The organism is Amnibacterium sp. (assembly GCF_036559085.1).
Classification (GTDB): domain Bacteria; phylum Actinomycetota; class Actinomycetes; order Actinomycetales; family Microbacteriaceae; genus Amnibacterium.
In genome coordinates this window covers 1-13,352 of record NZ_DATBTU010000060.1, presented here as the reverse complement: position 1 = coordinate 13,352, position 13,352 = coordinate 1, and the positions used below count along the sequence as shown (strand labels likewise).

The 13,352-nt window shown below is 71.8% G+C and carries 11 protein-coding genes; 10 read left to right on the top strand and 1 reads right to left on the bottom strand.

The window, feature by feature from the left end; genetic code table 11:
* Positions 1-23 precede the first annotated feature (23 nt).
* The 6 genes from VIG76_RS10715 (at position 24) to VIG76_RS10690 (ending at position 7,976) form a co-directional block, all read left to right on the top strand.
* A complete protein-coding gene (locus tag VIG76_RS10715; protein WP_331953928.1) occupies positions 24-1,190 on the top strand; it encodes a mannitol-1-phosphate 5-dehydrogenase in 1,167 nt (388 codons plus the stop codon).
* 130 nt (positions 1,191-1,320) lie between these two features.
* Positions 1,321-2,913, top strand: coding sequence for a phosphoglycerate dehydrogenase (gene serA, locus VIG76_RS10710; protein WP_331953926.1), 1,593 nt, complete (start codon positions 1,321-1,323; stop codon positions 2,911-2,913).
* A 135-nt stretch (positions 2,914-3,048) separates the two neighbouring features.
* Positions 3,049-4,662 (top strand): APC family permease, encoded by a 1,614-nt coding sequence (locus VIG76_RS10705; RefSeq protein WP_331953924.1) that lies wholly within the window; start codon positions 3,049-3,051, stop codon positions 4,660-4,662.
* Between the two features lie 60 nt (positions 4,663-4,722).
* The gene (locus VIG76_RS10700) at positions 4,723-5,781 is read left to right on the top strand and encodes a 3-isopropylmalate dehydrogenase (protein WP_331953922.1); all 1,059 of its coding nucleotides are present in this window, start codon (positions 4,723-4,725) and stop codon (positions 5,779-5,781) included.
* Positions 5,778-6,884: a branched-chain amino acid aminotransferase gene (locus tag VIG76_RS10695; protein WP_331953920.1), complete on the top strand. Its 1,107-nt coding sequence runs from the start codon at positions 5,778-5,780 to the stop codon at positions 6,882-6,884. The genes VIG76_RS10700 and VIG76_RS10695 overlap by 4 nt, the downstream gene beginning before the upstream one ends.
* 117 nt (positions 6,885-7,001) lie before the next feature.
* Positions 7,002-7,976: a hypothetical protein gene (locus tag VIG76_RS10690; RefSeq protein WP_331953918.1), complete on the top strand. Its 975-nt coding sequence runs from the start codon at positions 7,002-7,004 to the stop codon at positions 7,974-7,976.
* Between the two features lie 75 nt (positions 7,977-8,051).
* Here the strand turns inward: VIG76_RS10690 and VIG76_RS10685 are convergent, their stop codons facing one another.
* A complete protein-coding gene (locus VIG76_RS10685; protein WP_331953916.1) occupies positions 8,052-8,921 on the bottom strand; it encodes an Fpg/Nei family DNA glycosylase in 870 nt (289 codons plus the stop codon).
* A 96-nt stretch (positions 8,922-9,017) separates the two neighbouring features.
* Here VIG76_RS10685 and VIG76_RS10680 point away from each other — a divergent pair, with 96 nt between their 5' ends.
* The 4 genes from VIG76_RS10680 to VIG76_RS10665 all read left to right on the top strand — a co-directional run.
* On the top strand, positions 9,018-9,788 hold the full coding sequence (locus VIG76_RS10680; protein WP_331953914.1) for a fumarylacetoacetate hydrolase family protein: 771 nt from the start codon (positions 9,018-9,020) through the stop codon (positions 9,786-9,788).
* Positions 9,785-10,762: a YeiH family protein gene (locus VIG76_RS10675; protein ID WP_331953912.1), complete on the top strand. Its 978-nt coding sequence runs from the start codon at positions 9,785-9,787 to the stop codon at positions 10,760-10,762. Before VIG76_RS10680 ends, VIG76_RS10675 begins: the two co-directional genes overlap by 4 nt.
* A gap of 138 nt (positions 10,763-10,900) precedes the next feature.
* Positions 10,901-12,406 carry a glutamate--tRNA ligase gene (gene gltX / locus VIG76_RS10670; RefSeq protein ID WP_331953910.1) on the top strand — a complete coding sequence of 502 codons (1,506 nt, stop codon included), beginning with the start codon at positions 10,901-10,903 and terminating at the stop codon, positions 12,404-12,406.
* Between the two features lie 38 nt (positions 12,407-12,444).
* Positions 12,445-13,352, top strand: a 908-nt coding sequence (locus VIG76_RS10665; RefSeq protein WP_331953908.1) for a cytochrome b/b6 domain-containing protein, incomplete at its 3' end; no start/stop codon positions are given.

Genomic DNA, 13,352 nt, shown 5'->3' with positions numbered 1-13,352 from the left:
CGGCCTGCGGTAGCGTGCCGACGGTGAAAGCGGTGCATTTCGGGGCGGGCAACATCGGACGCGGGTTCGTGGGGCAGCTGCTCCATGAGAGCGGCTACGAGGTCGTGTTCGCGGATGTCGCCGACGACCTGATCGACCAGCTGCGCGCCGCGGACTCCTACACCGTGCACGAGATCGGGGCCGGTGGCCGCAGCCATGTCGTCACCGACTTCCGCGCCGTGAACAGCCGCACCGAGGAGGGCGCGCTGATCGAGGAGATCGCCACCGCCGACGTCGTCACCACCGCCGTGGGGCCCCGGGTGCTGCCGTTCGTCGCGCCCGTGATCGCCCGCGGCATCCAGCGCCGGATCGAGTCCGGCGAGGACGTCGTCGAGGGCGAGCGGCTCGCGGTCTTCGCGTGCGAGAACGCGATCAACGCCACCGACGGGCTCCAGGCCCTCGTCCGCGCCGGGCTGCCCGAGGCGCTCGCCGACGCCCTCGACGCCACGGCGGTGTTCGCGAACACCGCGATCGACCGCATCGTGCCCGCGCAGGACCCGGGGGCCGGCCTCGACGTGACGCTGGAGCCGTTCTTCGAGTGGGTCATCGACCGCACGCCGTTCGGCGGGGAGCCGCCCGAGATCACCGGCGTCCACTGGGTCGACGACCTCGCGCCGTTCATCGAGCGCAAGCTCTTCACCGTCAACACCGCGCACGCGACCGCGGCGTACCACGGCTTCCGGCAGGGCGTGCACTCGATCACGGACGCCATGACGGATGCGTGGATCCGCGGCGAGGTCGAAGCGGCGATCGGCGAGACCCGTGCCCTGCTCGTCGCGAAGTTCGGGCTCGACGAGGGGGAGCAGCGGGCGTACGGGGAGAAGATCCTCGGCCGGCTGTCGAACCCGGAGCTGCCGGACACGGTCGAGCGCGTGGGCCGCGGGCCGCTGCGGAAGCTGAGCCGCGCGGAGCGCTTCATCGGTCCCGCCTCGCAGCTCGCCGAGCGCGGGATGCCGCACGACGCGCTCGTCCGAGCGGTCGAGGCCGCCCTCGCCTTCGACGTGCCCGAGGACGCCGAGAGCGTCGAGCTGCAGGCGATCCTGCGGCGCGAGGAGCCGGACGGGGCGGTGACCGTCATCACGGGCATCGAGCCGGCGCATCCGCTCTTCGGCGACCTGCTGCCGCTGTTCCGCGCCCGGTCCGGCGCCTGAGCCCGCCCGACCGCGCCCGGTCCGCGGTGCCGGTTGCACGGCGTCACATCGGCCGGGGCGTGTCGAGGCTCCCAATAGGCTGATTCCCGCTCGTTCGCCCCGCATCGGGGCGCCGGAGAGGGATGCGTACGTGACCAAGCCCGTCGTTCTGATCGCCGAACAGCTCTCGCCCGCGACCGTGGACGCGCTCGGCCCCGACTTCGACATCCGCGACGTCGACGGCACGGACCGCCCCGCGCTGCTCGCGGCGCTGGCGGACGCCGACGCGGTGCTCGTGCGCTCCGCGACGCGTATCGACGAGGAGGCCATCGCCGCCGCCTCCCGCCTCAAGGTCATCGCCCGGGCCGGCGTCGGGCTCGACAACGTCGACATCCCCGCCGCGACCAAGGCGGGCGTCATGGTCGTCAACGCGCCGACCTCGAACATCGTCTCGGCCGCGGAGCTCGCCATCGGGCACCTGCTCGCCCTCGCCCGCCACATCCCCGAGGCGCACGCCTCGCTGAAGGCGGGGGAGTGGAAGCGCTCCCGGTTCACCGGCGTCGAGCTCTACGAGAAGACCGTCGGCGTCGTCGGGCTCGGCCGGATCGGCACGCTGGTGGCGCAGCGGCTCGCGCCGTTCGGCGTTCAGCTCGTCGCCTACGACCCCTACGTGACGCCCGCGCGCGCCCAGCAGCTCGGCGTCACCCTGCTGTCGCTGCCCGACCTGATGGCGCAGAGCGACTTCATCACCGTGCACATCCCGAAGACGCCCGAGACGACGGGGCTGATCGGCGCCGCCGAGTTCGCCCGCGCCAAGCCGTCGCTGCGCATCGTGAACGCGAGCCGCGGCGGCATCGTCGACGAGGCCGCGCTCGCGGATGCGCTGGGCAGCGGCCGGATCGCCGGCGCCGCGCTCGACGTCTTCGTCAGCGAGCCCCCGAATGACTCGGCCCTCATCGCGCAGCCGCACCTGCAGGTCACGCCGCACCTCGGCGCCTCCACCGACGAGGCGCAGGAGAAGGCGGGCATCGCCGTCGCGCGCAGCGTGCGGCTCGCCCTCGGCGGCGAGCTGGTGCCGGACGCGGTCAACGTGGCCGGCGGCGTCATCGATCCGTACGTACGGCCGGGCATCCCGCTCGTCGAGAAGCTCGGCCAGGTCTTCGCCGGCCTCGCCGACGGCCCGATCACCAGCCTCGACGTCGAGGTGCGCGGCGAGCTCGCCGACTACGACGTCAGCGTCCTGAAGCTCGCGGCGCTGAAGGGCGTCTTCATGAGCGGGGTGAGCGAGAACGTCAGCTACGTGAACGCGCCGCTGCTCGCCGAGGAGCGCGGGATGCAGGTGCGGCTGATCACCGACTCCGTCAGCGACGAGTACCGCAACGTGATCAGCGTGCGCGGCGCGACGACGAACGGCGGCACCCACTCGGTGTCGGGCACGCTCACCGGACCGAAGCAGGTGGAGAAGATCACGGAGATCGAGGGCTACGACGTCGAGGTGCCGCTCGCGGGCCACCACGTGGTCTTCACCTACACCGACCGGCCCGGCATCGTCGCGCAGTACGGCGCCGCCTTCGGGGAGGCGGGCATCAACATCGCGGCCATGCAGATCGCCCGCCGGGCCGCCGGCGGCGAGGCGCTCAGCGTGCTGACGATCGACTCGCCCGCGGCCGCCGACGTGCTCGCCGACGTGCGCGCACGGATCCGTGCCACGACGCTGAAATCCATCGATCTCGTCGTCGAATGATGCGTCGACGGACGGGATGCCCTTAGGATCGCGCGGACGGCCGCGTAATCCGCACGACACACAGCGTCGCTAGGTTCGCGTGGTCCAGTGGCGGACACCGTCGTGCGCCACTCCCGAGAGGAAGGCGCGCCCCCCGTGTCCAAGACCTTGATCAGCGATTCCGCGGCGAACGCGAACTTCGACGGCGGCAAAGGACTGAAGTCCGGCGCCATCGGCCTGTTCGGCAGCGTGGTGGTGGGCGTGGCGTCCACCGCTCCGGCCTACAGCCTCGCCGCGAGCCTCGGCTTCATCGTCGCCACCGGCGGAGGCGCCATCCTCGCCGGCAAGCAGGCGCCCGCGATCGTGCTGCTCGCGTTCATCCCGATGTACTTCATCGCGCAGGCGTACAAGGAGCTGAACCAGGTCGACCCGGACTGCGGCACCACGTTCGCCTGGGCGAGCCGCGCGTTCGGCGCCGTCACCGGCTGGATGGGCGGCTGGGGCGTCGTCATCGCCGACATCATCGTCATGTCGAACCTGGCCTACATCGCCGGGCAGTACAGCTTCGTGTTCATCGGCGGCTTCGGGCTGCCCCAGGTGGCGGCACTCGGCGGCAACTACTGGGCCTCCACGATCGTCGGGCTCGTCTGGATCGCGCTCATGACCTGGATCTGCTACCGCGGCATCGAGATCTCCGCGCGGCTGCAGATCTTCCTGCTCGGCTTCGAGGTGCTGATGCTCCTGGTGTTCTCCACCATCGCGCTCGTCCGCGTCAGCACGGGCAACGGTGTCGCCGGCCACTCGATCGCCTTCTCCTGGGACTGGTTCAACCCCCTCGGCCTCGACTTCGGCAGCGTGATCGCGCCGGCCCTGCTCACCGCGATCTTCATCTACTGGGGCTGGGACAGCGCCGTCTCCGTCAACGAGGAGACGAAGGACCCGACCCGCACGCCGGGCCGCGCCGCCGTGATCTCGACCGTGCTGCTGCTCGTGACCTATCTGCTCGTCACGGTCGCCACCGTCTCCTTCGCCGGCATCGGCACGAAGGGCATCGGCCTCGGCAACCCGGCCACCTCCGGCGACGTGTTCTCCGCGATGGCGCCCGCCGTCTTCGGCAGCTCGGGCATCGGCTCGGTGCTGCAGGTGCTCTTCGCGGCGACGATCCTCACGAGTGCCGCCGCCTCCACCCAGACGACCATCCTGCCGACCGCCCGCACCACCCTCTCGATGGCGGTGCACAAGGCGATCCCGAGCAGGTTCTCGCGCATCCACCCGCGGTTCCTGACTCCCACGTGGTCGACGATCGGCATGGGGCTCGTGTCCGCCGTGCTGTTCCTCGTCTTCACCGCGATCAGCCTCAACCTGCTGAACGCGCTGATCGGTTCGCTCGGCCTGATGATCGCCTTCTACTACGGCCTCACGGGGCTCGCCTGCACCTGGTTCTTCCGGAGGACCCTGTTCTCGAGCGTCCGCAACTTCGTGTTCCGGGGGCTGTTCCCGCTGCTCGGGTTCCTGTCGCTCGCGGCCATCTTCGTCTACGGCCTCATCTCCTTCGCGGCTCCCGACTGGCTGACGGACGACGCGGGCAAGAACGTGACGATCTTCGGGATCGGCGCGGAAGCGGTCGTGGGCGTGCTCGGCCTCCTGATCGGGTTCGTCTTCATGGCGATCTACTGGGCGAAGAACCCGGCGTTCTTCCGCGGGCAGGTGCTGCCGCGCACCGTGTACATCGAGGGCGAGCCGCTGCCCGGGCCGGCGCCCGTCGAGTGACGGCATCGCCCGGGTCCGCTCGCTAGCCTGAGGGGACCAGCGAACCCAGGGAGCACCGGCATGACCCGCACCATCCGCCTCGCCGTCATCGGTGGCGACGGCATCGGACCCGAGGTCGTCGCGGAGGCGCTGAAAGTGCTGCGTGGGGCCGTCCGCCGGGAGGTCGTGGTCGAGACCACGGCGTTCTCCCTGGGGGCGGCGCGGTACCTCGAGACCGGTGACGTGCTGCCCGACGCCGAGCTCGCCGAGATCGCCGGGCACGACGCGATCCTGCTCGGAGCCGTCGGCGGCAGGCCCGGCGATCCGCGGCTCGCGGGCGCGAACATCGAGCGGGGGCTGCTGCTGAAGCTGCGGTTCGCGCTCGACCACTACGTGAACCTGCGGCCCACGGTGCTCTACCCCGGGTTCCCGAGCCCGCTGAAGGATCCGGGCGCCGTCGACTTCGTGGTCGTTCGCGAGGGCACGGAGGGCCCGTACGTCGGCAACGGCGGCCGGCTGCGCGAGGGGACGCCGGCGGAGATCGCCACCGAGGTGAGCGTGAACACCGCCTACGGGGTCGAGCGGGTGGTGCGCTACGCGTTCGCGAAGGCCGCCGAGCGCCGCAACCGCCTCACGCTCGTGCACAAGACGAACGTGCTCACCTTCTCGGGCGCGCTGTGGCGGCGGATCGTCGACGAGGTGGGGGAGGAGTACCCGGACGTCGTCGTCGACTACCTGCACGTCGACGCGGCCACGATCTTCCTCGTCACGGACCCGGCCCGCTTCGACGTGATCGTCACGGACAACCTGTTCGGCGACATCCTCACCGACCTCGCCGCGGCGATCGGCGGCGGCATCGGCCTCGCCGCATCCGCGAACCTCAACCCGTCCGGCGCCTTCCCGTCGATGTTCGAGCCGGTGCACGGCTCGGCGCCCGACATCGCGGGGACCGGCAAGGCCGACCCGACCGCCGCGATCCTGTCCGCGTCGCTGCTGCTCGACCACCTCGGCCTCCTGGAGGCCGCCGGTCGTGTCGCCGCAGCGGTGCTCACCGACCTCGCCGCCCGGGACGGGCGCGCCCGCACCACCACCGAGATCGGGGACGCGGTGCTCGCCGCGCTGCCCGCTGAGGGAGCATGATGACCGACACCGCGACGATCCCGATCGCCTTCTCGACCACGCCCTCCGCGACCGCGAAGGCGGCGGCGGAGCGGGAGGCGATCCTCGCCGACCCCGGCTTCGGCAAGCACTTCACCGACCACATGGCGACGATCTCCTGGACGATCGGCGAGGGCTGGCACGACGCCCGGATCGTGCCCTACGGCCCGCTGCACCTCGACCCGGCCGCCTCCGTGCTGCACTACGCGCAGGAGATCTTCGAGGGGCTGAAGGTCTACCGGCACGCCGACGGCTCGATCTGGGCGTTCCGGCCCGAGGCGAACGCCCGGCGGATGCAGCGCTCGGCCGAGCGCCTCGCGCTGCCCCAGCTCCCCGAGGCGCTGTTCGTGGAGGCGATCAAACGGCTCGTCGAGGTGGACGCCGCGTGGGTGCCGTCCGCGCCGGAGACGAGCCTCTACCTGCGTCCGTTCATGATCGCGAGCGAGGCGTTCCTCGGGGTTCGGGCGGCGCAGGCCGTCGACTTCCACGTGATCGCGTCGCCGGCCGGCGCCTACTTCCCTGGCGGCGTGCGGCCCGTGTCGATCTGGCTGTCGCAGGACTACACGCGCGCCGGCCGCGGCGGCATGGGCGCCGCGAAGACCGGCGGCAACTACGCCGCGAGCCTGCTGCCGCAGGCGGAGGCGTACGAGCAGGGCTGCCAGCAGGTGGTGTTCCTCGACGCCGAGGAGCGGCGCTACGTCGAGGAGCTCGGCGGGATGAACGTCTTCTTCGTCTACGGCGACGGCCGGGTCGTGACGCCTGCGCTCTCCGGGACGATCCTCGAGGGCATCACGCGGTCGAGCGTCATCCGTCTCGCGGAGGACCGCGGGCACACCGTCGAGGAGCGGCGCGTGCCGATCGAGGAGTGGCGCGACGGTGTCGCCTCCGGGGCGATCACCGAGGTCTTCGCGTGCGGGACCGCGGCGGTCATCACGCCGATCGGGGTGCTGAAAGCGCGCGACTTCACGGTCGGGTCGCTCGACGCACCCGCCGGGGCGCTGACGATGAGCCTCCGCGAGGAGCTCACCGACATCCAGTACGGCCGGCGCGAGGACCACCACGACTGGATGCGCCGCCTCGCCTGACCCCCTCCCTCCCTCTCGTTTGGCTGTTGCCACTTTCTGCGATCTTGGCGCCGTCAAGCTCGCAAGAAGTGGCAACCGTCAGTCGTCGGCTCCTCCACAGGGTGAGCGGGTCGCGGGATGGGACGCGAACTCGGGCCCTGGCGCCCAAGGGAGGCGGATCGCCGCCACCATCCCGGGATGGTCGCTCGCCCGTCACCGCTTCCCGAGTCTCTGAAAGGCCGTGCATTCGGCATCCAGGAGGCGCACCACGCCGGCCTCTCGCCCTCACGAGTGCGGGGGAGGGACCTCGACCGCCCCTTCGCCGGCGTGCGAGTGGCCCCTGGAGAGGATGAACCAGCTCCGCAGCATCCGGTCGTCACCCTCGCGCGCATCTACGCCCTGAAGATGGGGCCCGCCGAGTTCTTCAGCCACTCGACCGCTGCGGTGATATACGGCATGTGGCTACCCCTCGATCTCGAGCAGTCGACGCTGCTGCACGTGTCGGTGCGCAAGCCCGCACGCGCACCGAGGGACCGGGGCGTGAAGGGGCATCACCTCGTCGATCGCCCCGGCCTCGTCGTGGAGCACGATGGGGTGCGCCTCGCCAGTCCTTTGGAGACCTGGTGCCAGCTCGCGACCCAGCTCCACATCCCCGACCTCGTCGCCGCGGGAGACAGCCTGCTCACCCCGGACCATCGCGAGACCGCCGTCATGCTCGACCGCTTGGTGGGCGCGGCGGCTGACGGTGACAGGCCCATGTCGATCCGGCTCGAGCGCGCGGTCAGGCTGATTCGTCGCAACGTGCGATCTGCGAAGGAGTCCGAGTTGCGGCTCCTGCTGCTCGCGGCCGGGCTGCCGGAACCCGAGATCAACGGCACGATCGTCGACGAGCAGGGGCGGTTCGTTGCGGAGTGCGATCTCGTCTATCGCGGCGCCAACGTGGTGCTGGAGTACGAGGGCGACGGACATCGCGACCGGGCGAGGTTCCGGAAGGACATCACTCGCTACGACCGCCTGCAGGACCTGGGCTGGCGCGTGATCCGAGTGACGCAGGAGGACCTGAACCACCCCGCGGACCTCCTCGCGCGCGTCCGCCGGGCCCTCGGCCTCTGACTGTTGCCACTTTTTGCGACCTTGAGCGCGTCAAGGTCGCAAAAAGTGGCAACAGCCGAGGAGGTGGAGACACCTTCAGGTGAGGGAGATGCCCAGGCGGCTCAGGGCGCGGTCGGCCAAGGGCTTGCCGTTCGTCTGGCAGCTGGCGCAGTACTGCAGGCTCGAGTCCGCGAACCGCACCTGCCGCACGACGTCGCCGCACACCGGGCACGCCTCGCCGGTTCGGCCGTGCACGCGCATGCCCGACTTCTTCTCGCCCTTCAGCTCCGCCGCCGCGAGCCCCTCGGATCGCGCGACCGCGTCCGACAGCGTCGACCGCAGGGCCTCGTAGAGCCGCGCCACGTCGTCGGCGGGCATCGCCGCCGGCTTGAACGGCGACATCCGCGCCACGTGCAGGATCTCGTCCGAGTACGCGTTCCCGATGCCCGCGATGACGTCCTGGTCGCGCAGCACGCCCTTGATCTGCGCCCGCCCGGACCCCACCAGGATCGCGGCGAACCGTTCCTCGGTGAACGACGGATCGAGCGGATCCGGTCCGAGCGTCGCGATCCCGGGCACGTCCGCCGGGTCGTGCACGATCCAGATCGCGAGCCGCTTCTTCGGCCCCCACTCGGTGATGGTGATGCCGGCACCGTCCTCGAGGGCCAGCCGCGCGGCAGCGGTCGTCTTCCTGGCGCCGCGGGTCAGGGGCGGCAGGGCGTCGCTCCAGCGGATCCAGCCCATCTTCGCCAGGTGCACGACGAGGTGCAGGTCGCCGATCGTGAGGTCGAGGAACTTCCCGTGCCGCTGCACGTCCCGCACCGGGGCTCCGGCGAGGTCCGAGGGCGGCGGGTCGAAGGTCTTCAGCGCGGCGATCGACGTCACGAGCAGCGAGGCGACCGTCCGGCCGACCATCCGCTGCCGCAGGTCGGCGGCGAGGGCGTGGACCTCCGGCAGCTCGGGCATGCGTCGATTCTGCGCTCATCAGCGGATTCCTGCATGCGCACGGCAGGTCGCGGCACTCGGACGCACCTCCATCCGCAGCGCTCTAGGCTCGTTCCCGTGAAGATCGCGCGGTTCACCTCCGGAGGCAGCGACCCGCAGTTCGGCATCGTCGACGACGAGGACCTGGTGGTCCTCGCCGGCGATCCGATGTTCCAGGGCTTCGAGACGACGGGGGAGCGTGTCCCGATCGCGGAGGCGAAGCTGCTCGCCCCGGTGATCCCGCGCTCGAAGATCGTCTGCGTCGGGATGAACTACGCGGAGCACAAGGCCGAGCTCGCGCCCGGCTCGAGCGACCGGCCGGTCATCTTCCTGAAGCCGAACACCGCGATCATCGGTCCCGGCGACGCCATCCAGATCCCGCCCGTCGAGGGCCGGATCGTGCACGAGGGCGAGCTCGCGATCGTGATCGGTGCCGTGGCGAAGCGCGTGCGGGCCGAGGACGCCGACGACGTGATCTTCGGCTACACGATCGCCAACGACGTCTCCGCCCGCGACCAGATGTTCGCCGACGGCCAGTGGGCGCGCGCGAAGGGCTACGACACCTTCTGCCCGATCGGACCCGTGATCGAGACCGAGATCGACCGCCACGGCCTCGAGATCCAGACCTTCGTCGACGGGGAGCCGCGCCGCCACGGCAACACCCGCGACATGATCCACAGCATCCCCGAGATCATCGAGTTCGTCTCGGACATCTGGACGCTGCTGCCCGGCGACCTGATCCTCACCGGCACCCCGGCCGGGCTCGGCGGATTCGTCGACGGCCAGACGGTGGAGATCCAGATCCAGGGCATCGGCCGCCTGGTCAACCCCGCCCGCAACCGGGTGTGATCCGGCAGCTGCCCGGGCTCGCCGTCGCGCTCGCGGCCGTCGGCATCGGCGCGCTCGTGCACCTCGTGCTGCCGGGGGTGCCGCTGCTCACCGTCTGCGTGCTGCTCGGCGTCATCGCGGCGCAGGTGCCGGCGGCCGTCGCGGTGCTCGACGGGCCGCTGAAGCCCGGCCTGGCCACGGCGGCGAAGCGCTGCATGCGCATCGGTGTCGTGCTGCTCGGCCTGCAGCTCGTCGTCGGCGACCTGCTGCACCTCGGCTGGCTGACGATCCTGGCCGTGATCGGCGTCACCGCCTTCGCCTTCGCCGGCACCTACGTCATCGGGCGGATCGCGCGCCTGCCGGGCCACGAGCCGCTGCTCTTCGCGGCCGGCTTCGCCATCTGCGGCGCCTCGGCGATCGGCGCGATGGCGGCGGTGACCCGCAGCGACGCCCGTGAGCAGTCGCGGCCCGTCGCGCTGGTGACGCTCTGCGGCACCCTCGCGATCGTGGTGCTGCCCCTCGTCGCCGGCGCGGTCGGGATGACCGTCAACGAGTTCGGGCGCTGGACCGGCGCCGGCGTCCACGACGTCGGGCAGGTCGTCGCCACCGCGCAGGAGTGGGGATCCGCGGCGCTCGCGGTCGCCATCGTCGTGAAGCTGCTCCGCGTGCTGCTGCTCGCCCCGCTCGTCGCCGGCACCGGACTCGTGCTCCGGATGCGGGGGAGCGTCCAGGGCGGCGTGACGGCCCCGATCGTCCCCCTCTTCGTCGCCGGCTTCGTCGTCGCGGTCGCCCTGCGCAGCCTCCTTCCCATCCCGGCGCCCGTGCTGAGCGCAGCGCAAGTGCTGCAGACGGTGCTGCTCGGGATGGCGCTGTTCGGGCTCGGGTCGGGCATCCGCTTCCGGGCTCTCGCGGGCACCGGGATGCGCACGGCCGTCGCCGGCCTGTCGGCGTGGGCCCTCATCGCGGTGGCCGCACTGGCGGTCGTGCACGCCTGACGCCACCCGCTGAGGGGTTGCCACTGGTGGTGACTTCTCCGCGCGTGAAGTCGCCACGAGTGGCAACCCCCGCGGTGGTGGGCGGGCGGATGGGCGGCCGGGGGAGGCATGGGCGCGGGTCGGTAGGCTGGGGGCGCAATGAGCGAGCGCCATCCCGTCACGTCCGCCACCGGCTCCGACGTCCGGGTGCGCTTCTGCCCCTCGCCGACCGGCCTGCCCCATGTGGGCCTCGTCCGCACCGCGCTCTTCAACTGGGCGACAGCCCGGCACACCGGCGGCACCTTCGTGTTCCGGATCGAGGACACCGACGCCGCCCGCGACAGCGAGCAGTCGTACGGCCAGATCGTCGAGGCGCTCACCTGGCTCGGCCTCGACTGGGACGAGGGCATCGATGTCGGCGGCCCGGACGGCCCGTACCGGCAGTCGCAGCGCGGCGAGATCTACCGCGACGTCATCGAGCGGCTCACCGCATCCGGCCACCTGTACGAGAGCTACCTCACCGCCGAGGAGATCGAGGCCCGCAACCGGGCCGAGGGCCGGGCGGTGCAGCAGGGCTACGGCAACTGGGAACGCGACCTCACGGATGCCGAGAAGGCCGCCTACCGCGCCGAGGGCCGCCAGCCGGCGCTGCGCCTCCGCGTGCCCGACGAGGACCTCTCCTTCGACGACCTCGTCCGCGGCCCGATCACGTTCCCGGCCGGCTCGTTCCCCGACTTCGTGCTGGTGCGCCCCGGCGGACTGCCGCTCTACACGCTCGTCAACCCGGTCGACGACGCCCTCATGCGCATCACGCACGTGCTCCGCGGCGAGGACCTGCTGCCCTCGACCCCGCGGCAGATCGCGCTCTACCACGCGCTGATCGACATCGGCGTGGCCGAGTGGATCCCGCGCTTCGGGCATCTCCCGCTCGTGCTCGGCGAGGGCACGAAGAAGCTCTCGAAGCGCGACCCGGAGTCGAACCTCTTCCTGCACCGCGAGCGGGGCTTCATCCCCGAGGGGCTGCTGAACTACCTCGCGCTGCTCGGCTGGTCGCTCGCGCCCGACCAGGACGTGTTCAGCCGCGAGCAGATGGCGGCCGCGTTCGACGCCGGCCAGGTGAACCCGAACCCCGCGCACTTCGACCTGAGGAAGGCCGAGTCGATCAACGGCGACCACATCCGCCTGCTCGACCCCGCCGACCTCGCCGCGCGGATGGTGCCGTACCTCCAGCTCGCCGATGTGCTGCCCGAGCACCCGTCGGAGGAGCAGCTCGCGCTGCTCGCCGAGCTGACTCCGCTCGTCCAGGAGCGGATGCAGCTGCTCGGCCAGGCGCCGGGCCTGCTCGGCTCCTTCTTCACCACCGCCGACGGGCTCGTGTACGAGGACGAGGCGCTCGCGTCGCTGAAAGGCGACACCGCGGGCGTGCTCGCCGCCGCCGACGAGGCCCTCACCGGTGTCGGCGACTGGAGCACCGAGTCGGTGCAGCAGGCGCTGCAGGACGCGCTCGTCGAGCGGATGGGCCTGAAGCCGCGCCTCGCGTTCGGCCCGGTCCGCGTCGCCACCTCCGGCCGCCGGGTCTCGCCGCCGCTGTTCGAGTCCCTCGCCCTGCTCGGCCGCGAGGAGACCCTGGCGCGGATCCGGCGCCTCGCCGCCACCCTCGCGTGACCGCCCGGGGGGCGGACCAACCCGCCGCCCGTCGCTCCGTGGACCGGCGCCTGGTCGTCGCCGTCGTGGTCCTCGTCATCGCCGCGGTCGCGGTGGTGCTCCTCGCGCGGCTGTTCCGCGCGACCCCGGCGGGCACCGCGTTCGTGCACGCCTATCCCGGCGCCGCGCCCCTGCCCACCGGCGCCCCCGTCGGGTTCCCGGCCTGGCTCGCCTGGCAGCACGGCCTCAACGCCCTCTTCCTGCTCCTCACCGTGCGTTCGGGGTGGCGCCTGCACCGCGCCGACCGGCCGGCCGTGTTCTGGACGCGGCGCAACGACGGCCCCATCCGCACCGCGAACCCGCCGGTGCGCATCCCGCTCGGCCTCTGGTCGCACTACGTCGGCGACACCCTCTGGGTGCTGAACGGCGTCGTGTTCGTCGTGCTGCTGCTCACCACCGGGCAGTGGATGCGGATCGTGCCCACCGACTGGGCGATCGTGCCGGCCGCCGCGTCGGCCGCCCTCCAGTACGCCTCCCTCGACTGGCCCTCGACGAACGGCTGGATCGACTACAACGGCCTCCAGGCGCTCAGCTACTTCGGCGTCGTCTTCGTCGCCGGCCCGCTCGCCGTGCTCACCGGGCTCCGGCTCGCGCCCGGCTTCGCGCCGCGGCTGCGGATGCTCGACCGCGTGCTCCCGCTTCGGCTGACGAAGCGGATCCACTGGTGGACGATGCTCGCGCTCGTCGCCTTCACCGCGGTGCACGTGTTCCTCGTGCTCGCGACCGGCGCGATCCGGAACCTCAACCACGTCTACGCGCTGCGCGACGACGGCAGCTGGGCGGGCGCGATCGTCTTCACCGCGTCGCTGGTCGCGATCGCGCTGGCGCTCCTCGTCCTGCGGCCCCGCCTCGTCCGCCGGGCGGCCGCCGCGACCGGCACGGTGCTCGAGCGCCCCGCGCGGCCGAA

Excerpts from the sequence above, each read along its gene's own strand:
- VIG76_RS10685 (WP_331953916.1), bottom strand. The coding sequence starts at position 8,921 with ATGCCCGAGCTGCCGGAGGTCCACGCCCTCGCCGCCGACCTGCGGCAG.
- VIG76_RS10690 (WP_331953918.1), top strand. The coding sequence starts at position 7,002 with ATGGGACGCGAACTCGGGCCCTGGCGCCCAAGGGAGGCGGATCGCCGC.
- gltX (WP_331953910.1), top strand. The coding sequence starts at position 10,901 with ATGAGCGAGCGCCATCCCGTCACGTCCGCCACCGGCTCCGACGTCCGG.
- VIG76_RS10700 (WP_331953922.1), top strand. The coding sequence starts at position 4,723 with ATGACCCGCACCATCCGCCTCGCCGTCATCGGTGGCGACGGCATCGGA.
- VIG76_RS10695 (WP_331953920.1), top strand. The coding sequence starts at position 5,778 with ATGATGACCGACACCGCGACGATCCCGATCGCCTTCTCGACCACGCCC.